The organism is Rhodopseudomonas sp. G2_2311, from assembly GCF_047501505.1.
In the GTDB taxonomy this organism is placed as follows: Bacteria; Pseudomonadota; Alphaproteobacteria; order Rhizobiales; family Xanthobacteraceae; genus Rhodopseudomonas; species Rhodopseudomonas palustris_H.
In genome coordinates, this window is record NZ_JAZDRK010000003.1 from 165113 (window position 1) to 188266 (window position 23154).

The 23154-nt window shown below is 65.6% G+C and carries 18 protein-coding genes; 16 read left to right on the forward strand and 2 right to left on the reverse strand.

Annotation, left to right across the window (positions count from 1 at the left end; translation table 11 throughout):
* Window positions 1-114: 114 nt before the first annotated feature.
* Complete coding sequence (locus tag VRZ08_RS06210; RefSeq protein WP_414531983.1) at window positions 115-921, reverse strand: sulfite exporter TauE/SafE family protein; 807 nt, start codon at window positions 919-921, stop codon at window positions 115-117.
* 596 nt (window positions 922-1517) lie between these two features.
* Between VRZ08_RS06210 and VRZ08_RS06215 the strand changes: the two genes are divergently transcribed.
* The 4 genes from VRZ08_RS06215 to VRZ08_RS06230 all read left to right on the forward strand — a co-directional run bounded on the left by VRZ08_RS06215 (window position 1518) and on the right by VRZ08_RS06230 (window position 5429).
* The gene (locus VRZ08_RS06215; RefSeq protein WP_414531984.1) at window positions 1518-2537 is read left to right on the forward strand and encodes a transporter; all 1020 of its coding nucleotides are present in this window, start codon (window positions 1518-1520) and stop codon (window positions 2535-2537) included.
* 127 nt (window positions 2538-2664) lie between these two features.
* Window positions 2665-4032 (forward strand): hypothetical protein, encoded by a 1368-nt coding sequence (locus VRZ08_RS06220; protein ID WP_414531985.1) that lies wholly within the window; start codon window positions 2665-2667, stop codon window positions 4030-4032.
* A 4-nt stretch (window positions 4033-4036) separates the two neighbouring features.
* Entirely contained in the window at window positions 4037-4828 is a 792-nt protein-coding gene (locus VRZ08_RS06225) for a hypothetical protein (RefSeq protein ID WP_414531986.1), read from the forward strand.
* 160 nt (window positions 4829-4988) lie between these two features.
* The gene (locus VRZ08_RS06230; protein WP_107344101.1) at window positions 4989-5429 is read left to right on the forward strand and encodes a hypothetical protein; all 441 of its coding nucleotides are present in this window, start codon (window positions 4989-4991) and stop codon (window positions 5427-5429) included.
* Between the two features lie 49 nt (window positions 5430-5478).
* Here VRZ08_RS06230 and VRZ08_RS06235 read toward each other — a convergent pair whose 3' ends face one another.
* Entirely contained in the window at window positions 5479-7602 is a 2124-nt protein-coding gene (locus tag VRZ08_RS06235; protein ID WP_414531987.1) for an ATP-binding protein, read from the reverse strand.
* A 209-nt stretch (window positions 7603-7811) separates the two neighbouring features.
* Here VRZ08_RS06235 and VRZ08_RS06240 point away from each other — a divergent pair, with 209 nt between their 5' ends.
* From VRZ08_RS06240 to VRZ08_RS06295, 12 genes are all read left to right on the forward strand, one after another.
* Complete coding sequence (locus tag VRZ08_RS06240) at window positions 7812-8126, forward strand: c-type cytochrome (RefSeq protein ID WP_414531988.1); 315 nt, start codon at window positions 7812-7814, stop codon at window positions 8124-8126.
* Between the two features lie 102 nt (window positions 8127-8228).
* Complete coding sequence (locus VRZ08_RS06245; protein WP_414531989.1) at window positions 8229-9368, forward strand: acyl-CoA dehydrogenase family protein; 1140 nt, start codon at window positions 8229-8231, stop codon at window positions 9366-9368.
* 137 nt (window positions 9369-9505) lie between these two features.
* On the forward strand, window positions 9506-10660 hold the full coding sequence (locus VRZ08_RS06250; protein ID WP_414531990.1) for an acyl-CoA dehydrogenase family protein: 1155 nt from the start codon (window positions 9506-9508) through the stop codon (window positions 10658-10660).
* A 121-nt stretch (window positions 10661-10781) separates the two neighbouring features.
* The gene (locus VRZ08_RS06255; RefSeq protein WP_107355302.1) at window positions 10782-11432 is read left to right on the forward strand and encodes a glutathione S-transferase family protein; all 651 of its coding nucleotides are present in this window, start codon (window positions 10782-10784) and stop codon (window positions 11430-11432) included.
* Window positions 11433-11595: 163 nt separating this feature from the next.
* Complete coding sequence (locus VRZ08_RS06260) at window positions 11596-12420, forward strand: helix-turn-helix domain-containing protein (RefSeq protein ID WP_414531991.1); 825 nt, start codon at window positions 11596-11598, stop codon at window positions 12418-12420.
* A gap of 120 nt (window positions 12421-12540) precedes the next feature.
* Complete coding sequence (locus tag VRZ08_RS06265; protein WP_107344108.1) at window positions 12541-13407, forward strand: 3-keto-5-aminohexanoate cleavage protein; 867 nt, start codon at window positions 12541-12543, stop codon at window positions 13405-13407.
* A gap of 149 nt (window positions 13408-13556) precedes the next feature.
* Window positions 13557-15161, forward strand: coding sequence for an AMP-binding protein (locus VRZ08_RS06270; protein WP_414531992.1), 1605 nt, complete (start codon window positions 13557-13559; stop codon window positions 15159-15161).
* A 132-nt stretch (window positions 15162-15293) separates the two neighbouring features.
* Window positions 15294-16916: an acyl-CoA carboxylase subunit beta gene (locus VRZ08_RS06275; protein ID WP_414531993.1), complete on the forward strand. Its 1623-nt coding sequence runs from the start codon at window positions 15294-15296 to the stop codon at window positions 16914-16916.
* Window positions 16913-18895: an acetyl-CoA carboxylase biotin carboxylase subunit gene (locus VRZ08_RS06280; RefSeq protein ID WP_414531994.1), complete on the forward strand. Its 1983-nt coding sequence runs from the start codon at window positions 16913-16915 to the stop codon at window positions 18893-18895. Before VRZ08_RS06275 ends, VRZ08_RS06280 begins: the two co-directional genes overlap by 4 nt.
* 124 nt (window positions 18896-19019) lie before the next feature.
* Entirely contained in the window at window positions 19020-19799 is a 780-nt protein-coding gene (locus VRZ08_RS06285; protein WP_414531995.1) for an enoyl-CoA hydratase/isomerase family protein, read from the forward strand.
* A gap of 175 nt (window positions 19800-19974) precedes the next feature.
* Complete coding sequence (locus VRZ08_RS06290; RefSeq protein WP_414531996.1) at window positions 19975-21513, forward strand: AMP-binding protein; 1539 nt, start codon at window positions 19975-19977, stop codon at window positions 21511-21513.
* A 104-nt stretch (window positions 21514-21617) separates the two neighbouring features.
* Window positions 21618-23063, forward strand: coding sequence for a hypothetical protein (locus VRZ08_RS06295; protein ID WP_414531997.1), 1446 nt, complete (start codon window positions 21618-21620; stop codon window positions 23061-23063).
* Window positions 23064-23154: the final 91 nt, after the last annotated feature.

Sequence of the window (23154 nt, forward strand, 5' to 3'; positions counted from 1 at the left end):
GTGGCATGCGGCGCGATCGAACGCGTGGCTGTTCAATCGTGACGCTTCGCAACGCGATGCCTGCCCAAACGTTCCGCAATTTGCGAGGCGATGCGGCGCTTCAACGCGTCGGGCTCAGAACAACAGGCTTTTCAGTCCCGCAGCGAACAGAACGGCCGCCAGCGCGATCTGCAGTTTTCGTCCCGACAGCTTGCCGGCGGACAATCCGCCGACGATCACCGCGGGAATGGAACCGGCCAGCAGGCTGACGAGAATGTGCCAATCCACCATGCCGGCGACCAGGTAACCCGCGCCTGCGACCATCGCGAGCGGGATGGCGTGGGCGAGGTCGGTCGCCACCAGCCGATGCGGCAGCAGCCGTCGCGGGTAGAGATACAGCAGCAGCACGGTGCCAAGCGCGCCGGCACCGATCGAGGTCAGTGCTACCAGCGCGCCGAGCACTGCGCCGGCCAAGATCGTGAGCGACGTCCGATCCGGGCCCGGCTGCTCGACATCGGGTGTCGCCGGATTCAAGGCTGCGATCAGCCGTGGTGCGAATACGATGCCGAGTGCAGTGAGGATCACCACCACGCCGATGGTCTTGGTGAGCCACTGCGTGCGTCCGACTGGATCGGACAAGGCGACGATCGCAACGACGAGGCCGGCCGTAGGCAGGCTGCCGGCCCACAGCCGGGTGACGATGCCCCAGTCGATGTGGCCCCTGCGATTATGTACGGCCGCACCGATCAGCTTGGTGATCGCCGCGAACCACAGATCGGTGGCGATTGCGACATGCGGGGCGATGCCGAAGATCAGCAGCAACAGCGGCGTCATCAGCGCGCCGCCCCCAACCCCGGTGAGGCCGACGACGAAGCCGGTCACCGCTCCTGCAAGTGCGTAGTTCGGATCGATCGCGATCCCCTCGAAACCCGTCAGTTCCACGCCTCCTGCGCCCGGTGAATCGCGCGGTCTCAGTTCTACGCGGTGCGCCTGTGCAGCGGCAACGCGCGATCCCGGTTCCGTGCGTACGCCGAAGTACATGATGGTTATCGAAAGATGGCGGGCAGGGAGCGTCGGTACTTATACCTGGGTGTTGATTTCGGCCTAATTTGTTCGGTGCGATCTCGCACGATCGGTTAGTCAGCCTGGAACCACTTGAAGCGATGGCGCTTTCGCTCGCCGACCTGGGCATGCAAGGGATTTGTCAGACAGGACCCACCACGTCGGCCAGCCATCGGCCCGCGGATCCTGCCGTCACCGCCGAGACCTCCCCGGTTGGCGATGACTGGCCCCGGGGCTCCCCCGCCAGCCCTGGGGCCGACCTGTCTGTGCAAAACCACCGGGCCTGGAGCTGCCTCGCTCATTATTTGCAATTGATTTGCAATTGCAAATAGGTCAACCTGCTCATGCTGGGCAAGTTTCATCAGGCATTGGACCTTGCTGCAGCCTCGACCCGCTTTCGCCGAGACACATCAATGACGCAGGCTGCGGGGCGGGATCACTGAGCGAATGGATTCGGGCACCAGGGAGAAACGGCGATGACGAGCGGGCGGGCAGCGGTGAGCCGAGGGCGGAAGGCTGACAGCTTTGCGTCACGCCGAGGCCGCGGACATGCCGCGCGCTCGTTCGCAGCACTGCTAGCCGGGACCATGCCGGCCGCCGCCGAGGAGGCGCAAAGCTGGCGGGGCCACGCACCCTCGTGGTTGCCATCGCTCTCTCACGCAGTCACCGACACGCCGGAGACCGTGCCGGGCAGTCATCATGCCGAGGGTGTCGACACCGAACACATCTTCGGCTTCACCATGGGCTCGGATATCGGCCAGCCCGGCGAAATCGAGGTCGAGCTCGAGAATGTCGCTGGCTTCGGCAAGCGCGGCGGCAGCTACGCCACCTTGGCGACGCTCACCCAGGTCAAATACACAGTGAACGATCGTCTCCGCATCGCGCCCGGCTTGGCGCTCGGTGCCCAGCGCATCGATGCGGTTCCCGGCTATGACGACCGCCGCCATCTGTCGTTCAACGGCGCCGGTTTCGAAGTCCGCTATAAGCTGATCGACCGTGAGGTCGCGCCCTTCGGCCTGACGCTGCACGCGCAGCCCGGCTGGAGCCGGGTCGATGAAGCGAGCGGCATGCGGATCGAGCAATACGGCGCGGAATTTGCCGCGCTGTTCGACCGCGAACTGATCAAGGACCGGCTGTTTGCCGCCTTCAACGTCTGGTACGGCACTGGCGCCACACGTCAGCTTTCGACCGGCGTGTGGGGCCATGAGTCCGAACTGCAGCTTCACGGCGCGCTGTCTTATGCCTTCGCTCCTGGCTTCGTCGCCGGTGTCGGGCTGCGTTATCTGCGCGCCTATGATGGCGGCGGGCTCGATCGCTTCGCCGGCGACGCCGTCTTCCTCGGCCCGACCTTTTCCTATGCGATCACGCCGACGCTAGGTGTCTCTGGAACCTGGCAGGTGCAGGTCTCAGGCCAATCGCTCGGCGACGCGCGGCCTTTGAACCTCGATCACTTCGAACGTCACCAGGCGATGCTGCGGCTGAACGCGCACTTCTGAACACTTAGCTCGTGATCAGGCGCGCGCGGTCGGTCACCATAATCTGGTCCAACTCCATAACTAACAGTCGCAGGTGAAACGCGGGGGCGTTGGCCGTGCGCAGCATGCGCACATTGTGGATGTCCAGATGCCCGAAGCCGCTCCTCCGGCCGCAAGTTCCCCCTCGCTCTCGTCCTCTTCACCTGCATCATCTCTCGTCCCCGCATCGCTGTTGCTGTCGCGGGGCGTAGTCCGGCTCGAAGTGATGCTGAAGCTAACCACTGCGATCCTGGCTCTGGCCGCCGGCGTCTACACCTATCTCGGGGTGCGCGACCTGTTGAACGGCAGTGCCACCACGGTGTTCTTCGCCGCGCTGATCTATTCGGTCGCAGTGTCGGTCGGCATCTACGCCTTCTGGGTGTTCCTGATGCAGTTCATGCCGCACGTCGTCGATCGCGCCGGTCGCTGGCTGATGTTCGGCTGCATGCTGCTCGGCTCGCTGATGATCGTGGCGATGTCGTCTTGGCTGAATGCGTCGGCGCTGGCCGGCGCTGCGGCGATCCGGCAGCATCTGGCGATCACCGTGCAGGACTACACCCGCGATCTCGATGCCGCCAACACCAATGCCATCGCTGCGCAAGGGCTGCTGCCCGATATCCAGATCGCCGCATCGCGCTTCGCCAAGCTGGCGGAAGCCGAGCGCACCGGATCGCTCACCGGGACCTCCGGCTCCGGCACTGTGGTGCAGTTAATGACCCAGATGTCGAGCCAGCTCGACAGTCTCGGCAAGGAGGTTGAAGCTTCCGGCAAGCGCGTCTCGACGCTGTTCGAAGAGGGCGGCAAGCACCTCGCCAAGATGCGAGAGCTGGTGTCCGACCGCGGCCCGATTGGCGAGCGCAGCGATGGCTTCGCGACCGAGTCCCTGGCTTTGATGGGCGTGATCGCCAATCTGCAGCAGACCTCGGTGGCGCCGGCGGTGAAGCGCGCTGCGACCTCGCTGTCGTCATCGTTCATCGCCCCGGCCGCGAGCGGCCGTAGCCTCGATCTTGCCGATCGGCAGACGGCGGTGGTCGGCAAGGTGGAAGGCGCCGTGGCGGCGCAGGCCACGTCACTCGCGGCGGCAGCCGATGCGATCCTCGACCGACCCAAGATCGAGCCGGCACGATTCCAGGCGATGTCGCCGGCCGAGGCGGTGTTGCGCTATGCTGGCGACTTCATCCCGAGCTGGGCCGGCGCGATCTCGATCGACCTGATGCCGGCCGTGCTGGTGTTGATCCTCTGCGTCGTGCACAGCGCGATCCGCCGGGACGGGCTGCCCGCCTCGCACGCCTCCACCATGACAGCGGCCGAACTGATGGCAGCGCTGAGGATGGCGCGCGAAGTGGAGCAGGCGAGCCGTGCGGCTGCTGATCCGGCCACGCCGATCGTAACGGATCAGCCTGCGCCAGTCATCGAACCTGCGGCTGCGACCGACGAGAATGTCACCGCGCTGGCCTCGGCGCGTCACGTCAAGTAGCCGTATGGCCACGCTGTCACAGCGCGTTCACCTCTGGCTGTCCGGCAATCCGGAAGATGCGGTGCTGCGCCTGATCTTTCGGCTGCTGATCATCGCCACCATTGCGGCGCTCGGCTACGATCTCGCCGGCACGCAAGCCGGCCGAGACGGCGACACGAGCCAGGAGACCGCGCCGTTCAGCCTGCCGTCACTGCCTGCGGTGCTGTCGCCATGGCTGCCCGACGGCGACCGGTTGACGCCGTTGCCGCAACCTGGCGGCGTGCTTGGTCGGCCGATGACGTTCGAACTCGGCAGCGGTGGCCGCCTCCAGGCCAGCGGCACGATTACGCCTGGCAGCGCCGAGGCGTTCGGCAAAGAGCTCGCCCGCTACGGCGAGTACATCAAGACCGTGGTGCTGAATTCGCCCGGCGGCTCGGTGTCCGATGCGCTGGCGATGGGCCGTCTGATCCGCGACCGCAAGCTCGCCACCGAGGTCGAAGCCGGCAAGACGTGCGCTTCCTCCTGTCCGCTGGTGCTGTTCGGCGGCACCGAGCGCCGCGTTGGCGCCAAGGCGGCGGTCGGCGTTCATCAGGTGTTCGCGGTGAAAAGCACCGAGGTTGCTGCGCCGCGCGACCAGATGAGTGACGCACAGCGCATCTCGGCGCGCTGCCTGCGCTATCTGCGCGACATGGGCATCGACCTCGAAGTCTGGACCCGTGCGATGGAAACGCCGAAGGATCGGTTGTTCGTGTTCAAGCCGGACGAACTGGCCAAATACGGCATCGTCACGGCCGCCGCAGCGCCCACCAAGTCATAGCCTCGGACCTTAGCCACTGCGACTTTTCGTCGGGTTCCGGTCTCCGCTTCCTGGCGTACATAGATTCTGCGTGTGCTGGGGCTTCGGAGGGCAGGGTTCCCGCAACTTTTGCAAAACGCTGCGGTTATCCGCCACGTCAACGGCTCAGAGGATGTGCTCCATGACAAAGACTGCGTTGGTTCTAGGTACCGTCGCCACCCTTGCCGCCGCGACCGTCGCGGCGCCGGCTCCGGCTGAAGCGCGTGGCGGCATCGGTCCGTTCATCGGTGGTCTCGCCGCCGGCGCGCTGATCGCAGGCGTGGCGACCAATGCCTACGCTTATGGTCCGGGCTACGGCTACTATGGCGGCGGTCCGTACTACGGCGGCTATGGTTACGGCCCGCGTTATGTCGGCTACTACGGCGGTCCGGCCTATTACGGCGGCGGCTGGGGTTGGGGCGGCCCACGCTACTATTACCGGCCGCGTCCGGTGTATTACGGCTACCGCTCTTACTACCGGCCATATCGCGCCTATGGCGCCTACGGCGGGCCCGTGATCCGCGCCGGTTTCGGTCCCGGCTGGGGCGGCCATCGCCACTGGCATCACCACCGTCATTGGTGAGCGTGCATTTTGAGCTGCGCGGGGTGATTGGCTCCGCGCAGCGGCGGGTTCACACAGGTGCCGTGCCCGGGATGCCTTGCAGCGCCTGGGCCAGCGCCGCTCGCATGTCCTTTAGCGTGTAAGGCTTTTGCAGCAGGGCAAAACCTTCGCTCAGAGCCGATGCCGAACGGTCGCTGTAGCCCGACGCCAGCACGACCGGCGTCTCGGGATGATGCTCACGGATCAGCCGCGCGAGCTCGAGCCCGCTCATGCCGGGCATCACGATATCGCTGAACACCAGATCGATGTCGCGTCGGCGATTGAGCACCTCGATCGCGGCCTCGGCACAGTTCGCCGGCACCACCGTAAAGCCGCATTGCGCGGCGTAGTCCGCTGCCACCGACGCCACGTCGGGGTGATCTTCCACCAGCAATAAAGTCTTAGGCTTGCCGGATCGCGGCACGGCCAGCGTCGGCAGCGGCTCGTCGCTACCGACGGCCTCCGTCGAGAGCGGCAGGAATAGATCGAACCGCGTGCCGCGACCGAGTTCGCTGTCGACCGTGATCGCGCCGCTCGATTGCTGCACGAAGCCGTAGATCTGGCTGAGGCCGAGACCGGTGCCGCGGTCGACCGGCTTGGTGGTGAAGAATGGCTCGAAGATCCGCTCGCGAATGTCGTCCGGGATGCCGACGCCGGTGTCGGCAAACGACAGGATGGCGTAGTTGCCGCTGAGCCGGCGTGGACCGAAGTTCTTTAGCGTCTCGGTACGGATCGAGATGGTAATCCGGCCGCCGTCGGGCATCGCGTCGCGCGCGTTCAGCGCGAGATTGAGCAGCGCGATCTCGAACTCGTTGGGGTCGATCATCACCACCACCGGCTCGTGCGGAGGATCGATCACGATGCCGATGTCGCTGCGCACCGATTGCCGCAGCACATCGGCGAACTTGGTCACCGCGTCGCCGAGGTCGACCGCTTTGGCGGCGACGTTGTGGCGGCGCGAGAACGACAGCAATTGCCGGGTCAGGGCGGTGCCTTTGGCGACCGCCGAGTCGATCATGTCGAAGCTGCGGATGTCCTGCAGATCGCTATGCCGTCGCCGCAGCTTCTGTACCGAGCCGCCGACCACCATCAGCAGGTTGTTGAAGTCGTGCGCGACGCCGCCGGTGAGGCGGCCGAGCGACTCCAGCCGCTGCGACTGCTTCAGTGCATTCTCGGCGATATGGCGACGATCCGCCTCTTCGTACAGCTTCTGCGTTCGCCGCATCGCCAGGAGCACGATCGCGATCAGCGCTGCGGTGGCCGGCAGGCCGACCAGCAGATAGGCGCCCATCTGTGCCTGCCACGCCGCGCGGATCGCGCTCGTCTCCAGGCCGGCGAACACATAGACCGGCAGATTGGGCAGCTTGCGGAATGCGACGCGTCGCTCGACGCCGTCGAGCGCCGACACCGTGGTCATCCGGCCCTCGCTGTGGCCTTCGCGGATCGCCTGGCCGACGATGCCGTCCGGCTTCACGGCTGTGTCGGTGCCGTCGATTTCGGGCATCCGAGCGAGGATCGCGCCATCGTCGCGCACCAGCGACGCAAAGCTGCCTTCGTCGCGGCCGACCTTGGCGTAAAAGCCTTCGAAATAATCCGGCAGCACCGAGGTCTGAATCACGCCGGCGAAGCTGCCATCCGGCGCGTTGCGTCGGCGGCTGACGCTGAAGAACGGTGCGCCGTCGAAAGGAGGCCGCGGCTGCAGCACGCGTCCGACATAAAGGCCGATGTCTTTGTCGATATGCACCCGGAAATAATCGCGGTCGGACAGGTCCGACCTCGGCGACGGGAACTGCATGGTGTTGATCAGCGGCCGTCCGGTCTTGTCGAAGATCCACATGGATTTGATCTGCTCGGAACCGCCGATCAGACGATTCAAGCGGGCGTGCAGTGTGGCTTCGTTCGCACGGATCTCATCGTCCGACATGCCGCGCACGATCTCCGACGTCTCGGCGATCGAACGCTGCACCGACTCGAAGATCTTCAGCGCATGTTCGGTGATGATGTCGCGCGTCTTGTCGATCTGGCGATCGGCATTGGCTTCGTTGGTGCGATACGACAGCCAGGAGGCGTAGCTGAACAGCGCGATCGGCAGCACAACGGATGCGACCAGGATCGCGCGGAGCAACCGCAGCGAATCACGTTGTGCGGTCAGCATGGGCAGGGGAGGTCCGAAGCAGGGCCATGAGCGCTGGATTATGCACCTTTCGGGACCAAGGGATACTGCCGCAATGACCGGCGATGCGGGAACTTTCAGGATACCCGCCGATCGGCCATCTATCGCCCCACCGCCGCTTGAAGTAAACAGCGGAACTTTCTGATTTGCCTCGGCGGCGCCGCCGCCTGGCAGAACACAAGGGATTTCCGATGCGCGCTGTCACTTGGGGCCTGTCGTTGCTGCTGATCGCCGGCGCCGGACGCGCGCTTGCGGCCGATGCCGAAAATGGTGAGACGCTGGCCAAGCGCTGGTGCACCAGCTGCCACGTCGTCTCCGACCAGCAGCGGAAGGGCACCGACATGGCGCCGTCGTTTGCGGCGATCGCCTCGCAGGCCAACTTCAACGAAGAGAAGCTGGCGTTCTTCCTGCTCGAACCGCATCCGAAGATGTCCAACATGGCGCTGAGCCGCGACGAGACCAAGGATCTGGCGGCCTATATCGCGCAGCAAAAGCACCACCACTGATCCGCCGTTCGCCGCGCGCAGCGGTCAGCGCCTCGACGCAAGGCGGTTCCGGGCTTTCCCGGCATCCTCGCCGTCAGCATAGGCTGACCGCGGGTGCGAGGATTGACCAACTCACCATTCTACAATGCCGACCACATCGCGTTTCGCGACGTGATCCGGCGTTTCGTCCAGAATGAAATCGAACCGTTTGCGACCGAGTGGGACGAGGCCGGCGGCTTCCCTCGCGAACTGTACGAGAAGGCCGCGGCGATCGGGCTGCTCGGTCTCGGCTTTCCGGAAGAATACGGCGGCACGCCGTGCGATCAGTTCATGTGGATCGTTGCCACCCAGGAATTAGCGCGGGCGGCGGCCGGCGGCGTCAGCGCCAGCCTCAACAGCCATTCGATCGGCGCGCCGCCGATCGCGCGCGCAGGTTCTGCTGAATTGAAGGAGCGGGTGCTGCCGGAGATTCTCTCCGGCAAGAAGATCTCGGCGCTGGCGATCACCGAACCCTCCGGCGGCTCCGACGTCGCCAACCTGCGGACCCGCGCGGTGCGTGACGGCGATCATTACGTCGTCAATGGCGAGAAGACCTTCATCACCTCCGGCATGCGTGCCGACTACATCACCACCGCGGTGCGCACCGGCGGCGACGGGCCGGGCGGAGTCAGTCTGCTGCTGATCCCCGGCGATACGCCCGGGCTGACGCGGACGCCGCTGAAGAAGATGGGGTGGTGGGCGTCCGACACCGCGACGCTGCACTTCGACAATTGCCGCGTGCCGGCCGCCAATCTGCTCGGTACCGAGGGCGCCGGCTTCATGATCATCATGATGAACTTCAACAGTGAGCGGCTGACGATGGCGGCGGGCTGCATCGCCGCCTCAAAGGTCTGCCTCGACGAGGCGACGGAATACGCCAAGCAACGCGTCACCTTCGGCAAGCCGCTGGTGAAGCATCAGGTGATCCGCCACAAGCTGGTCGATATGGCCCAGAAGATCGCCGCCTCGCAGGCGATGCTCGAACTGCTCACCTGGCGCGTCGATCAGGGCGAGAGCCCGATCGCCGAAATCTGCATGCTGAAGAACCAGGCGACGCAGACGATGGCGTTCTGTGCCTCGGAAGCGGTGCAGATCTTCGGCGGCGCCGGCTACATGCGCGGCGTCAAGGTCGAACGGATCTATCGCGACGTCAAAGTCAACGCCATCGGCGGCGGCACCGAGGAAATCATGAAGGACCTCGCCAGCCGGCAGATGGGGCTTTAGCCTCACATCGTCGTTCCGGGGCGCGCGCAGCGCGAACCCGGAATCCCGAGGTGACAACGATAAACGAAAATAACGAGCGAGATTCCGGGTTCGCCCGCCTGCGGCGTGCGCCCCGGAATGACCAGGGAAGAAACCAGATGCTGTTCACTGCCGACCACGACGAACCGCGCCGCATTCTGCAGAAGTTTATTCAGAGCGATATCAATCCGCACGTCGACGAGTGGGAAAACGCCGGCATCTTCCCGGCGCACGAGTTGTTCAAGAAGCTCGGCGATCTCGGCTTCCTCGGGCTCAACAAGCCGGTGGAATATGGCGGGCAGGGGCTCGATTACTCTTACGCACTGATGATGGCGGAGGAGCTCGGCGCAATCAATTGCGGCGGCGTTCCGATGGCGATCGGCGTGCAGACCGACATGGCGACGCCGGCGCTGGCGCGGTTCGGCTCCGACGAACTGCGCAAGGAATTTCTGGCGCCGTCGATCGCCGGCGACTACGTCGCCTGCATCGGCGTGTCGGAGCCGGGCGCGGGGTCGGACGTCGCCTCGATCAAGACCACGGCGAAATCCGACGGCGACGACTACGTGATTTCCGGCGGCAAGATGTGGATTACCAACGGCACCCAGGCCGACTGGATTTGCCTCTTGTGCAACACCGGCGAGGGCCCGGTGCATCGCAACAAGTCGCTGATCTGCGTGCCGATGAAGACCAAGGGCGTCACGATCGCGCGCAAGCTTGACAAGCTCGGCATGCGCTCGTCCGACACCGCGCAGATTTACTTCGACGAGGTGCGGGTGCCAAAGCGCAACCGGATCGGCGAAGAGGGCAAGGGCTTTACCTATCAGATGGTACAGTTCCAGGAGGAGCGGCTGTGGGGCGCGGCGGCGTGCCTCAAGGCGCACGAGAAGACGATCCAGAACACCATCGAATACACTCGCGGCCGCAAGGCGTTCGGCAAGCCGCTGCTGGACAACCAGGTGATCCACTTCCGTCTCGCCGAGCTGCAGACCGAGGTCGAGCTGCTGCGCTCGCTGGTGTATCGCGCCGCCGAAGCGCTGGTCGCCGGCGAAGACGTCACCCAGCTCGCCACGATGGCCAAGCTCAAGGCCGGCCGTTTGGGCCGCGAAGTGCCCGACGCCTGCCTGCAGTTCTGGGGCGGCATGGGCTTCATGAACGAAACCCTGGTAAGCCGCTCATATCGCGACAGCCGCCTCACCGCGATCGGCGGAGGCGCCGATGAGGTGATGCTCGGCATTCTGTGCAAGATGAACGGGACGCTGCCGGGGAAGGCTTAGACTAGGTCGAGATCAGACCGTCGTCATTGCGAGCGAAGCGAAGCAATCCAGCCTCGTGCACTGAAGTGGATTGCTTCGTCGCTTTGCTCCTCGCAATGACGCTGAAAAGGGAGCGAACACCATGATCACGCTGTATCACTGCCATGGCGCGCGGTCGTTTCGGCCGTTGTGGATGCTGGAGGAGATGGGGCTCGCATACGAGCTGAAGATGCTGCCGTTTCCGCCGCGGGTGTTCGCCAAGGAATATCTGGCGATCAATCCGCTCGGCACCATCCCGTTCATGATCGACGGCGACACCAAGATGACGGAGTCCTCCGGCATCTGTCAGTATCTCGGCACGCGCCACGGCCCAACGCCACTGGTCGTCGGAGTCGATGATCCGGCCTATGGCGCGTACCTCAATTGGATGTTCTTCTCCGACGCGACGTTGACCTTCCCGCAGACGCTGGTGCTGCGCTACGGCACGCTGGAGCCGAACGAGCGGCGTCAGCCGCAGGTGGTCGAGGACTACGCCAAATGGTTCTTGGGCCGGCTGCGGGCGGTCGAGGCTGCGGCGGGGCAGGGCGATTATCTCTGCGCCGGCCGTTTTACCGCCGCCGACGTGGTCAACGGCTATGCCCTGCGTCTCGCCAGCAATCTCGGCTTGGCCAAGGATTTCGGCCCGAACGTCACCGCCTATTGGGCCCGGCTGCAGCAGCGCGATGGCTATCAGCGGGCTTTGGAGGCCGAAACCCGCGCCGGCGAGGCCCAGCAGGTGCCGAAACGGGCCTGAAATCATTCACTTAAGCTCCGGCGCAGTTTCCCGCCGGAGCTGGAACTCCGCGTCATCTCGCCCGGTGACAACGTCCCGGGTTGCTGTATTGTCTGGGTGCTCCGCGAAGAGGGCACCCGCAGAACCATGCGGCAACGGGCGACAACCCGCCCCGGGAGGAACGATGACGAACGACGCCTGTCCGGAATCCGGGCATCTGATGCTGATCAGCCCGGAACGGGTGTTTTATGCCGGCCTGCTGGGCCGCCCGCGACGCCGCACCAGCGGCGGTTACGCGATCTATGTTTCGATGCAGGGCACCTTGCGGGTGACGATCGAAGGCCGCCCCGAACAGGTCGGCGCGGTGGCGTTCGTGCCGCCTTATCTGCCGCACAATGTCGAATCGGATTCGCGCTGCATCATCAGCCTGATCATCGAGCCCGAGACGGTGCTGCCGGGGCCGATGGCGGCGCTCGGCGTGCGGATCGGCGGAGCGGGCGCGATGGCACTGGCGAGCCGGATCAGGCAGGCCTACGGAGCGCTGATTGCGGTCGGGCGCCGCGACGGCTTCACCACCACCGAATTCGACAATCTGTTCTTCGGCGAGCCGCTGCCGGCCCGCGCGATTGATCGCCGCGTTGCTCGCGCGATTGCCCGCCTCAACGACGTCGGCACCGACACGGTCACGGCTGAGGATTGCGCCAGCGCTGCCAACCTGTCGCAGTCGCGCTTCCTGCATCTGTTCAAGGACGAGACCGGGGTGTCGTTCCGCGCTTTCCGGGCCTGGAAGAGGGCGCGGCATCTGCTGCACTTCGTCAACTCCGACATCAACCTGGCGCATCTGGCGCAGGACATCGGCTATCCGGACTCGACGCACTTCAGCCATTCGATCCGGCGGTTCTATGGTTTGCAGCCGCGCGCGATCTTCTCCGGCTCGCGCGATCTGGCGATCTGGCGCAGCGATCCGCAGAGCATGCGCGTCGCCGAACTGCGGCACGGCCGCACCTGATCACCGCACTCAGCGCGTCGGCGCAAGATACGCCGACGCGCGCTCAGCATCATTCTGCCCAACATGGTTCGCGTCGCAATCGCAGGCGGCGCTACAGCAACCTGAAAGGGCTGGAAACGAATGAGCGACAAGGCGGTGATCACCTGCTCGCTGAACGGCGTGCTGACCGATCCGAAGCAGCACCATGTGCCGGTGACGCCGGAACAGATGGCCCGCGAGGCCAAGGCGGCTTACGACGCCGGCGCCGCGATCGTGCACATCCATCTGCGCGATCAGCGCCCCGACAAGGGCCATCTGCCGAGCTGGGACGTCAACGTCTCGCGCGAGATCCAACAGGCAATCCGCGAGGCCTGCCCGGGTATCATCATCAACCACACCTCCGGCACCTCGGGCCCGAACTACCAGGGCCCGCTCGCCTGTATCCGCGAGACCAAGCCGGAGATCGCCGCCTGCAACGCCGGTTCGCTGAACTATCTCAAGGTCAAGGCCGACAACAGCTGGGCCTGGCCGCCGATGATGTTCGATAACGCGGTCGAGAAGGTGCAGGACTTCCTCGATGCGATGAAGGACGCCGGCACCATCCCGGAATTCGAGTGCTTCGACGTCGGCATCGTGCGCTGCGTCGGCATGTATGTGCAGACCGGGATGTATTCCGGCCCGCTCGAATACAACTTCGTGATGGGCGTTGCCTCGGGCATGCCGGCCGATCCCGAATTGCTGCCGATCCTCTTGAAGCTCAAGCGCCCCGAAGCGCATTGGCAGGTCACCGCGATCGGCCGTGCCGAAATCTGGCCGCTGCATCAGGCCTGCGCCGATCTCGGCGGCCATTTGCGCACCGGACTCGAAGACACGTTCTATCTGGCCAACGGCGAGAAGGTGACTTCGAACGGCCAGCTGATCGAAGAGATCGCCGGCTGCGCCCGCCGCGCCGGGCGTGAGATTGCCTCGCCCGAAGAGGCGCGCAAGATTTTCGGCGTACTGCACTAACAACGCTGCCGTCATTGTGAGCGAAGCGAAGCAATCCAGAAGGTCACGCAGCAAGCCTGGATTGCTTCGTCGCTTCGCTCCTCGCAATGACGAGACGGACCTTAAGACCAAGCAGCCGGAAGAGCTGCCTCACCTCGAGGGAGTGAACCATGACCAGTCTTGAAGCGACCGGCGGCGTGCCGGGACCGGGGCGGATCGGCCGCGTGGCGATCGGCGACATCTTGCGTAAATCGGCGAAGCGGTTTCCGAACCGCATCGCACTGACCGACGGCGCCCGTCAGGTCAGCTATGGCGAACTCGAACGCGACGCCAACCGCTTCGCCAATGCTCTGGTCGCGCGCGGGCTGCAGCCGGGCGCCAAGATCTCGACGATCTGCAACAACTCGGTCGAGTTCGTCAAAGCGCTGTTCGGCATTCATCGTGCTGGCCTCGTCTGGGTGCCGATCAACACCATGCTCGGCCCCGACGACATGAGCTACATCCTCGACCACGCCGGCGTGAAGGTCGCGGTGATCGACGACAATCTGTTCGGCCAGCCGGAGCGCCGCGCCGCGCTGGAAGAGCGCGGCATCGACCTCGTCACGATCGATTTGGCCGGCAAGGCCGCCGAAACCGGACTGCCGACCTTCGATCAATTGCTAGACGGCCAGTCCGAGATAGAGCCTGAAGTGGCGTTCGACGATCGCGATCTGGCGATGATCATCTACACCTCGGGCACCACCTCGCGGCCGAAGGGGGCGATGCACGGCCACCTTGCGGTGACGATGGCGGCGATGAGCAATGCGATCGAGATGCAGCTCTCGCGCACTGACGGCATCACCGGACAATTTCCGCTGTTCCACTGCGCCGCTCACGTCGTGCTGCTGAGCTATCTGATCGTCGGCGGCAAGATGGCGCTGATGCGCGGCTTCGATCCGGTCGCCTGCATGGAGGCGATCCAGCGCGACAAGCTCACCGTCTTCATCGGCCTGCCGCTGATGTATCAGGTGATCCTCGACCATCCGCGGCGCAAGGAGTTCGATCTCTCGACCCTGCGTTGCTGCATCTACACCATGGCGCCGATGCCGCGGCCGCTGCTGGAGCGCGCGATCGCCGAGCTCTGCCCGACCTTTGTCCAGCCGTCGGGGCAGACCGAGATGTATCCGGCGACGACGATGTCGCAGCCGGACCGCCAGCTCGCTCGCTTCGGCAATTACTGGGGCGAGTCGACGCTGGTCAACGAGACCGCGATCATGGATGACGCCGGCAACCTTCTCGGCGTCGGTCAGGTGGGGGAGATCGTGCATCGGGGCCCCAACGTGATGCTCGGTTATTACAAGGATCCCGAAGCCACCGAGGCCGCGCGAAAATTCGGCTGGCACCACACCGGCGACCTGGCGCTGATCGACGAGCACGGCGAGGTGCTGTTCCTCGACCGCAAGAAGGACATGATCAAGTCCGGCGGTGAGAACGTCGCCTCGGTCAAGATCGAGGAGACGCTGCTGGCGCATCCGGCGGTGATGAATGCCGCGGTTGTCGGCCTGCCGCATCCGCAATGGGGCGAGGCGGTGTCCGGCTTCGTCAAGCTCAAGCCCGGCGCGGCTGCGACCGAGGCCGAGATCATCGAGCACTGCAAGAAGCATCTCGGCGGCTTCCAGGTGCCGAAGCTGCTGCGCATCGTCGACGACATGCCGATGACCGCCACCGGCAAGCTGCGCAAGGTCGAGCTGCGCAGCGCCTTCACCGATCACTTCATGCTCGGGCAGACGGGGTGATTCACCGTCATTCCGGGGCACGCCGCGACGCGGCGTGAACCCGGAATCCCGAGGTTCAGAACACATCGAGATTCCGGGCTCGCGACCTGCGGTCGCGCCCCGGAATGACGGAAACGACTAAGGGAAGCGTGAATGGCAATCATCGAATCCACCGTAGCGCCGGGGAGTGAGGGCTTCAGGGCCAATCGCGACGGCATGCTGGCGCTGATCGAGCGGATGCGGATGCTGGAGGCGAGGGCGCGGACGCTGTCCTCCGCCTCCGCCGAGCGCTTCCACAAGCGCGGGCAATTGCTGCCACGCGAGCGCGTCGCGCTGGTACTCGATCCCGGTACACCGTTCCTCGAACTGTCGACGCTCGCCGGCTACATGTTCGACACCGCCAACGCCGACAAGAGCGTGCCGGGCGGCGGTGTGATCGGCGGCATCGGCTATGTGGCCGGCATCCGCTGCATGATCAGCGCCAACGATTCCGGCATCGACGCCGGTGCGCTGCAGCCGTTCGGTCTCGACAAGACGCTGCGGATTCAGGAGCTGGCGCTGGAGAACAGGCTGCCGTTCGTGCAGCTGGTCGAGAGCGCGGGCGCCAATCTGCTGCGCTACCGCGTCGAGGACTTCGTCCGCGGCGGCAACATCTTCCGTAACCTGGCGCGAATGTCCGCCGCCGGACTGCCGGTGGTGACGGTGACGCACGGCTCATCCACCGCGGGCGGCGCGTATCAGACCGGCCTGTCCGACTACATCGTGATGGTGCGCGGCCGGACCCGGGCGTTTCTCGCAGGGCCGCCATTGCTCAAGGCTGCGACAGGTGAGATCGCCACCGAGGAAGAACTCGGCGGCGCCGAGATGCACACCTCGATTTCCGGTCTCGGCGATTACCTCGCCGAAGACGACCGCGACGCGCTGCGGATCGCGCGCGACATCATGGCCGGGCTGCCATGGGACCGCTCCGGTCCGGGGCCGGATCCCGCGACCTATCACCCGCCGCTGTACGATCCGGAAGAACTGCTCGGCATCATGCCGATGGATCACAAGCGTCCGGTCGACATGCGCCAGGTAATCGCGCGGATCGTCGACGACTCCGACTTCACCGAGATGTCGCCGAACTACGGCCCGGCCACGGTGGTCGGTCAGGCGCGGATCGCCGGCATGGCGATCGGCATCATCACCAATAACGGCCCGCTCGATCCGGCCGGCGCCAACAAGGCGACGCACTTCATCCAGGCCTGCTGCCAGTCGCGCACCCCGATCCTGTATCTCAACAACACCACCGGCTACATCGTCGGCCGCGCCTACGAAGAAGCCGGCATGATCAAGCACGGCTCCAAGATGATCCAGGCGGTGACCTCGGCCACCGTGCCGCAGATCACGATCTATTGCGGCGCTTCGTTCGGCGCCGGCAATTACGGCATGTGCGGCCGCGGCTTCCATCCGCGGTTCTGCTTCTCCTGGCCCAACGCCAAGACCGCCGTAATGGGCGGCGAGCAGGCCGCCGAGACCATGGCGATCGTCGCCGAAGCCGGCGCGGCGCGGAAGGGCGTGCCGGTCGACCGCGACAAGCTCGATCAGATGAAGGCCGGCATCACCGCGGTGTTCAACGGCCAGATGGACGTGTTCGCGACCTCGGCGCGGATGCTCGACGACGGCGTGATCGACCCCCGCGACACTCGCGCCATGCTCTCCGAAGTATTGGCGATCTGTCGTGAGAGCGAAGCGCGCGAGCCGCAGCGCATGCAGTTCGCGGTGTCCCGGCCATGAGTGTGACCCGTATGTTGAAGCTGACGCCGTTCTCCAAGATCCTGATCGCCAACCGCGGCGAGATCGCGCTGCGGGTGATGCGCAGTGCCCGCCGGCTCGGTTATGGTGTGGTCGCGGTGTATTCCGACGCGGATCGCGACGCCGCCCACGTTCGCGCCGCCGATGAGGCCGTGGCGATCGGCGGTGCGCAGCCGTCGCAGTCGTACCTGAACATCCCGGCGATCATCCAGGCAGCGAAGACTGCCGGCGCCGACGCGGTGCATCCCGGCTACGGATTCCTCGCCGAGAACGAAGACTTCGCCGCTGCCTGCCGCGATGCGGGGCTGGTCTTTATCGGACCGTCGCCCGAGTCGATCGCCGCGATGGGCAACAAGGCCGGCGCCAAAGAGATCATGCTGAAGGCCGGCGTGCCGTGCGTGCCGGGCTATCAGGGCGAAGATCAAAGCGACGCTGCGATGATCCGCGAAGCCGAGCGGATAGGCTTTCCGATCATGATCAAGGCGGTGGCCGGTGGTGGTGGCCGCGGCATGCGGCTGGTGCAGGACGCTGCGGCGCTGCCCGACGCGCTGCGCAGCGCCCGCTCGGAAGCGCAAAGCGCGTTCGGCGATCCGACCGTCATCCTGGAGCGCGCGATCCTCGAGCCGCGGCACATCGAGATCCAGGTGTTCGGCGATCGCTATGGCGCCGCCATCCATCTCGGCGAACGCGACTGCTCGGTGCAGCGCCGGCACCAGAAGCTGATCGAGGAGGCACCGTCGCCCGCGGTGTCGGAAGCCCTGCGTGAGCAGATGGGCACCGTGGCGGTGAATGCCGTCAGGGCGATCGGCTACGAAGGCGCCGGCACGCTGGAGTTCCTGCTCGACGCCGAAGGCAACTTCTACTTCATGGAGATGAACACCCGGCTGCAGGTCGAGCATCCGGTGACCGAAGCGATCACCGGACTCGATCTGGTCGAGCTGCAGCTTCGGATCGCCGCCGGCGAACCGCTGCCGCTGCGCCAGGACGATGTGACCTTCAAGGGCCACGCCATTGAAGTGCGGCTGTGCTCGGAGGATGCCGACCACGACTTCATGCCGCAGTCGGGCCGGATGGCGCTGTGGCGGATGCCGGGCGAACTGCGTGTCGAGCACGCGCTGCAATCGGGTGCGGAGATTCCACCGTATTACGACTCGATGATCGCCAAGGTGATCGCGGTCGGCGCCAGCCGGGATGAGGCGCGGCGCAAGCTGATCCATGGCCTCGACGGCACCATCGCCTTCGGCGTCACGACCAATCGCGGCTTCCTCGCCGCCTGTCTGCGCCACCAAGTGTTCGCGGCCGGGGAGGCGACCACGGCCTTCATCGCGCAGCATCGCGACGAGTTAGTACGGTCGCTGCCGGACGATGCGGTGCCGGCACCCGCGGTCGCGGCGCTGCTGCTCTACGTCACCGACCGCCACGCGCCGCCGCATCGGCCCGGCCGGTCGCTCGCGGCGGTGTTTCCGACCCGGCTCAAGTTCGAACTCGACGGCGCGGAGCAGGCTTGCGAGGTGGTGCGTGAGCGCGACGGCAGCTACGTCGTGAGCCAGGAGGGGCAATCGATCAGCTTTGTGATCGAGGAGCTGTCCGCTGGCGGCATCCGCTTCCAGGCCAAGGGCCTCGGCGAGTCTGCGGTGTTCCACCGCGATGGCGACCGGCTGTTCGTGCAGCGACTCGGCGTTCAGAACAGCATCGTCGACCTGACCCGCGCGGCGCCGCAAAGTGCCGCGCGTGGCGGCGGCGACGGCAAGTTGCGCGCGGCGCTCAACGGCCGCGTCGTCGCGGTGCTGGTCAAAGCCGGCGACCGTGTCGAGGCCGGCCAACCGGTGCTGACGCTGGAAGCGATGAAGATGGAGCACGTGCACACGGCGCCTGGCTCTGGCATCATCACCATCGATGTCGCTGAAGGCGAGCAGGTCACCGCCGGCCGCATCGTCGCCGAGATCGAAGCGGCGACGTAGAGTTCTGGAGCACTAACTATCCCCGTCATTGCGAGCGAAGCGAAGCAATCCAGAGCGCAGTGCACGGAGCTGGATTGTTTCGTCGCTCCGCTCCTCGCAATGACGAAGACGAAGGGCATTTGACATGAGCAACGACGCCGTGATCATCGAGAAGCGCGAAAGCGCGCTGTGGATCACCATCAACCGTCCCGACAAGCGCAACGCCATCAACGCCGGCGTGGTCGAGGGCATCACAAGCGGCTGGAAGCAGGCGCATGACGACGCCGAGGTGCGGGTGATCGTGCTCACCGGCGCCGGTGACAAGGCGTTCTGCGCCGGCGCAGATCTGCAATCGACCGGGGCGGCGTTCTCGTTCGATTTTTCCAAGCCGAATGTCGACTATGCCGATCTGTTGCGATTGGCGCAGAACGCGACCAAGCCCTCGATCGCCCGCGTCAACGGCACCTGCATGGCGGGCGGCATGGGCCTGCTGTGCATGACCGACATGGCGGTGGCGGCCGACAACGTCGTGTTCGGGCTGCCGGAGGTGAAGGTCGGCGTGTTCCCGATGCAGGTCATGAGCCTGCTGCAGGACATCGCGCCGCGGCGCCTGATTGCCGAATGGTCGCTGACCGGCGAGCCGTTCGATGCGGCGACGGCGCGAGAGGCCGGATTGCTGAACTACGTGGTGCCGGCCGCCGAACTCGACGCCAAGGTTGAGTGGCTGGCGAAGCGGCTGACCGACAAGTCGCCGACCGCGATCCGCCGCGGCAAATATGCGATGCGCGCGATCGCCTCGATGTCATTCGACGAGAGCATCGCCTACACCGAAAGCCAGATCGCGCTGCTGGCGATGACCGAAGATGCCAAGGAAGGCCTGAAGGCGTTTGCCGAGAAGCGCAAGCCGGTGTGGCCGGGGAAGTGACCGCCGCAGGCGGTCATTCCGGGGCGCGCGGAGCGCGAACCCGGAATCCCGAGGTTGTGGCGGCGAGATTCCGGGTTCGCTCACTTCGTGAGCGCCCCGGAATGACTCGTTGAGAGGACGAAGACCTAACAGCCACGCCGCAGCAAGCGGCGGGCACAGACAGGGAGGGACCACGATGCTGGCATCCGAGATGATCCGGCGCGGCGCGGTGTATCACGGGCCGAAGACGGCGGTGATGTTCGGCGATCAGCGCATGACCTTCACCGAGGTCGATCTGCTGTCGAACCGCATCGCCAACGTCTTCATCGACACCTTCAAGCTCGATGTCGGCAGCCGGGTCGGGATGCTGCTGAACAATTCGATCTACACGCTGCCGATCGATTTCGGCTTCGTCAAATCGCGGCTGTCGCGGGTGCCGCTGAATTCCCGCCTGTCGCTCGTCGAACAGCAACAGATGCTCGAAGGCGCCGGCGTCGATATCCTGATCCACGGCACCGACCTGACCGACCGCGCCCGCGAGTTGGCGCAGGCAATGCAGGGCCTCAAGCTGATCAGCATCGGCAGCGCGGATGCGGACGATCTGCTGCAGCTCGCCAAGGCGCAGTCCGATGCCCCGCTGGCGCGGCGCTGCGAGCCGGACGACATCGTCATCACCATCTTCACCTCGGGCACGACAGGCAAGCTCAAGGCGGTGGAGCACACCCAGGCGAGCTGGGCGGCGATGGCCACCAATGTGCTGATCAATATGGAGGTCGGCGAGGGCGACGTGATGCTGCACGCCGCCTCGATGATCCACGCCTCGGGCTGCTTCATCGTGCCGTATTGGCTGCGCGGCGGCGTCGCCGCGGTGCTGCCCGGCTTCACGCCCGCAAGCTATCTGGAGGCGGTCGAGCGCTGGAAGCCGACTGCGCTCAATCTGGTGCCGACCATGATCGGCATGCTGCTGGATCATCCGGGCATCGAGCAGGCCGACTTTTCGAGCGTCAAACGCATCATCTACGGCGCCTCGCCGATGCCGCGGCCGGTGATGCAGCGGGCGCTGAAGCTGTGGGGCCCGCGGTTCGCGCAGTATTACGGCCAATCCGAAGCGCCGATCTTCATCACCCATCTGACCCAGCAGGATCACGTCGGCCCGAAGGCCGAGCAGCGGCTCGCCTCCTGCGGCCGGCCGTCGATCGATTGCGAGGTCAAACTGGTCGATGAAGCCGGCGAGGAGGTCGCGCCGGGCGAGGCCGGTGAGATTGCGCTGCGCACGCCGTTTGCGATGAAGGGCTATTACAACGCGCCCGAATTGAACGCGCAGATGTTCCTGCCCGATGGTTGGCTGCGCACCCGCGACGTCGGCCGGTTCGACGAGGACGGCTATCTGTATCTGGTCGACCGCACCTCCGACATGATCGTGTCGGGCGGCTACAACGTGTATCCGCGCGAGGTCGAAGACGCGCTTGCGGCGCATCCGGCGGTGCGCGAGGTGGTGGTGGTCGGGTTGCCCGACGATAAATGGGGCGAGAGCGTCGCGGCCTTCGTGGCACTGCGCGCCGGCGCTAGCGCCGAGGAAGCCGAGCTGATCGCTTTCGCGCGCGAGCGAGTGGCGAGCTACAAAGTGCCGAAGCAGGTGCGGTTCATCGACGAGGTACCGAAGAGCCCGGTCGGCAAGCTGCTGCGCCGCGCGGTGCGCGATCCGTTCTGGCAGGGCCGCGACCGCAAGATCTGAGGGTTAACAAGATCTGAACGCCGGGGCCTGTAGCTTTACCGGATATTATCGGCGGGTGTGGTTCGATTTCCGGAACGTTGCTTCCGATCGGAAAGAGCCGCTCCTTGACCGTTCCGGCGATCCATTTGACCGAGACCGCCGGCGCGCGCAGCTTCGTGTTGCCGCTGCTGGTCGGCACCGGCGTGCTCGTCTTCCTGCTGCTGTTCGGCGACAGCCTGCTGCAGGATTCCGACAGCTACTGGCAGATCGAAACCGGCCGCTGGATTCTGGCGCACGGCACGGTGCCGACGGTCGACAGCTTCTCGTTCAGCAAGGCCGGCGAGCCCTGGCAGTCGAGCTCGTGGCTGGCGCAGGTGATATTGGCGCTGGCGATGCAGGCCGGTTGGGCCGGGCCGGTGATCGTCACCGCGGTCGCGGTCGCGGTGGCGCTGGCGATGTTCACCGCTTACCTCGAGCGCTACGCCTCCGCGCTGGTGACGTCGGCGCTGGCGCTCGCCGTGATGGTGCTGATCATGCCGCACGTGCTGGCACGGCCGCACATGTTGACGCTTCCCGTCATGGTGGCCTGGTTCATCGGCCTGATCGATGCAGCCGATCGGAAAGCTGCGCCGCCCTGGGCGCTGCTGCTGGTGATGGTGCTGTGGGCCAATCTGCACGGCGGCTTCGTGTTCGGGCTGATGCTGATCGGCCCGTTGGGAGTGGAGGCGCTGCGCCAGGCCGAGCCGCAGCGCCGAGCGGCGCTGGCGCTGCGCTGGGCCGCGTTCGGCCTCGCCGCCGTCGCCGCCTGTTGCGCCACGCCTTACGGCTGGGGCACGCTGCTGGCAGCCACCAGGATCCTCAGCCTCGGCGAAGTGTTGTCGACGCTCGGCGAATGGGCGTCGTCGGACTTTTCCAAATTCGGCACCTTCGAAGCCAGCCTGCTGGCGCTGCTCGGCATTGTCCTGGCGCGCGGGCTGACGTTGCCGTGGCCGCGGCTGCTGTTGGTGCTCGGGCTGGTGCATATGGCGCTTGCCCATGTCCGCAGCATCGAACACTACGCGCTCCTGGTCCCGATGATCGCGGCGCGGCCGTGGGCGCTGCAGCTCGGGCTTGGGCGCAAGTCGCCCGAGGCGAAGCCTGATCTCACCCCGCCGGCTTGGGCCGGCGTCGTCGCCGTGATCGCAATCATCGCGGCCACGATCGCTGCGGCGCCGCGGCTGCATTATCGCTTCGACGAGCCCCAGGTGCCGGAGCGGGCACTGGCCGCCGTGCAGGCACACGGCGCCAAGCGGATCTTCAACGCGTACATCTTCGGCGGCTATCTGATCTCGCGCCACGTGCCGGTGTTCATCGACGGCCGTGCCGAGCTGTACGGCGAGGCGCGGGTGATGGACATGATCCGCGCCACCGCAGGGCGTGATTCCGCCGCGCTCGACCGCATGCTGACCGACAACGACATCGATGCGACGATGCTGCCGCCAAGCGCGCCTGCCGTCCGGCAGATGGACGAACGGCCGGGCTGGCGCCGGCTCTACGCCGACGACATCGCCGTCGTGCATGTGCGCGATTAGCTCGGTCATTCCGAGCGAAGCAATCCAGTTTCGAGCAGAGCGGGATTGCTTCGTCGCTTCGCTTCTCTGAATGACGAGAGGACAGGCTGCG

Coding starts and splice junctions, on each gene's coding strand:
- VRZ08_RS06265 (WP_107344108.1), top strand. CDS start 12,541: ATGAGCGACAAGGCGGTGATCACCTGCTCGCTGAACGGCGTGCTGACC.
- VRZ08_RS06260 (WP_414531991.1), top strand. CDS start 11,596: ATGACGAACGACGCCTGTCCGGAATCCGGGCATCTGATGCTGATCAGC.
- VRZ08_RS06275 (WP_414531993.1), top strand. CDS start 15,294: ATGGCAATCATCGAATCCACCGTAGCGCCGGGGAGTGAGGGCTTCAGG.
- VRZ08_RS06285 (WP_414531995.1), top strand. CDS start 19,020: ATGAGCAACGACGCCGTGATCATCGAGAAGCGCGAAAGCGCGCTGTGG.
- VRZ08_RS06235 (WP_414531987.1), bottom strand. CDS start 7,602: ATGCTGACCGCACAACGTGATTCGCTGCGGTTGCTCCGCGCGATCCTG.
- VRZ08_RS06280 (WP_414531994.1), top strand. CDS start 16,913: ATGAGTGTGACCCGTATGTTGAAGCTGACGCCGTTCTCCAAGATCCTG.
- VRZ08_RS06250 (WP_414531990.1), top strand. CDS start 9,506: ATGCTGTTCACTGCCGACCACGACGAACCGCGCCGCATTCTGCAGAAG.
- VRZ08_RS06215 (WP_414531984.1), top strand. CDS start 1,518: ATGACGAGCGGGCGGGCAGCGGTGAGCCGAGGGCGGAAGGCTGACAGC.
- VRZ08_RS06240 (WP_414531988.1), top strand. CDS start 7,812: ATGCGCGCTGTCACTTGGGGCCTGTCGTTGCTGCTGATCGCCGGCGCC.
- VRZ08_RS06290 (WP_414531996.1), top strand. CDS start 19,975: ATGCTGGCATCCGAGATGATCCGGCGCGGCGCGGTGTATCACGGGCCG.
- VRZ08_RS06230 (WP_107344101.1), top strand. CDS start 4,989: ATGACAAAGACTGCGTTGGTTCTAGGTACCGTCGCCACCCTTGCCGCC.
- VRZ08_RS06270 (WP_414531992.1), top strand. CDS start 13,557: ATGACCAGTCTTGAAGCGACCGGCGGCGTGCCGGGACCGGGGCGGATC.
- VRZ08_RS06255 (WP_107355302.1), top strand. CDS start 10,782: ATGATCACGCTGTATCACTGCCATGGCGCGCGGTCGTTTCGGCCGTTG.
- VRZ08_RS06225 (WP_414531986.1), top strand. CDS start 4,037: ATGGCCACGCTGTCACAGCGCGTTCACCTCTGGCTGTCCGGCAATCCG.
- VRZ08_RS06220 (WP_414531985.1), top strand. CDS start 2,665: ATGCCCGAAGCCGCTCCTCCGGCCGCAAGTTCCCCCTCGCTCTCGTCC.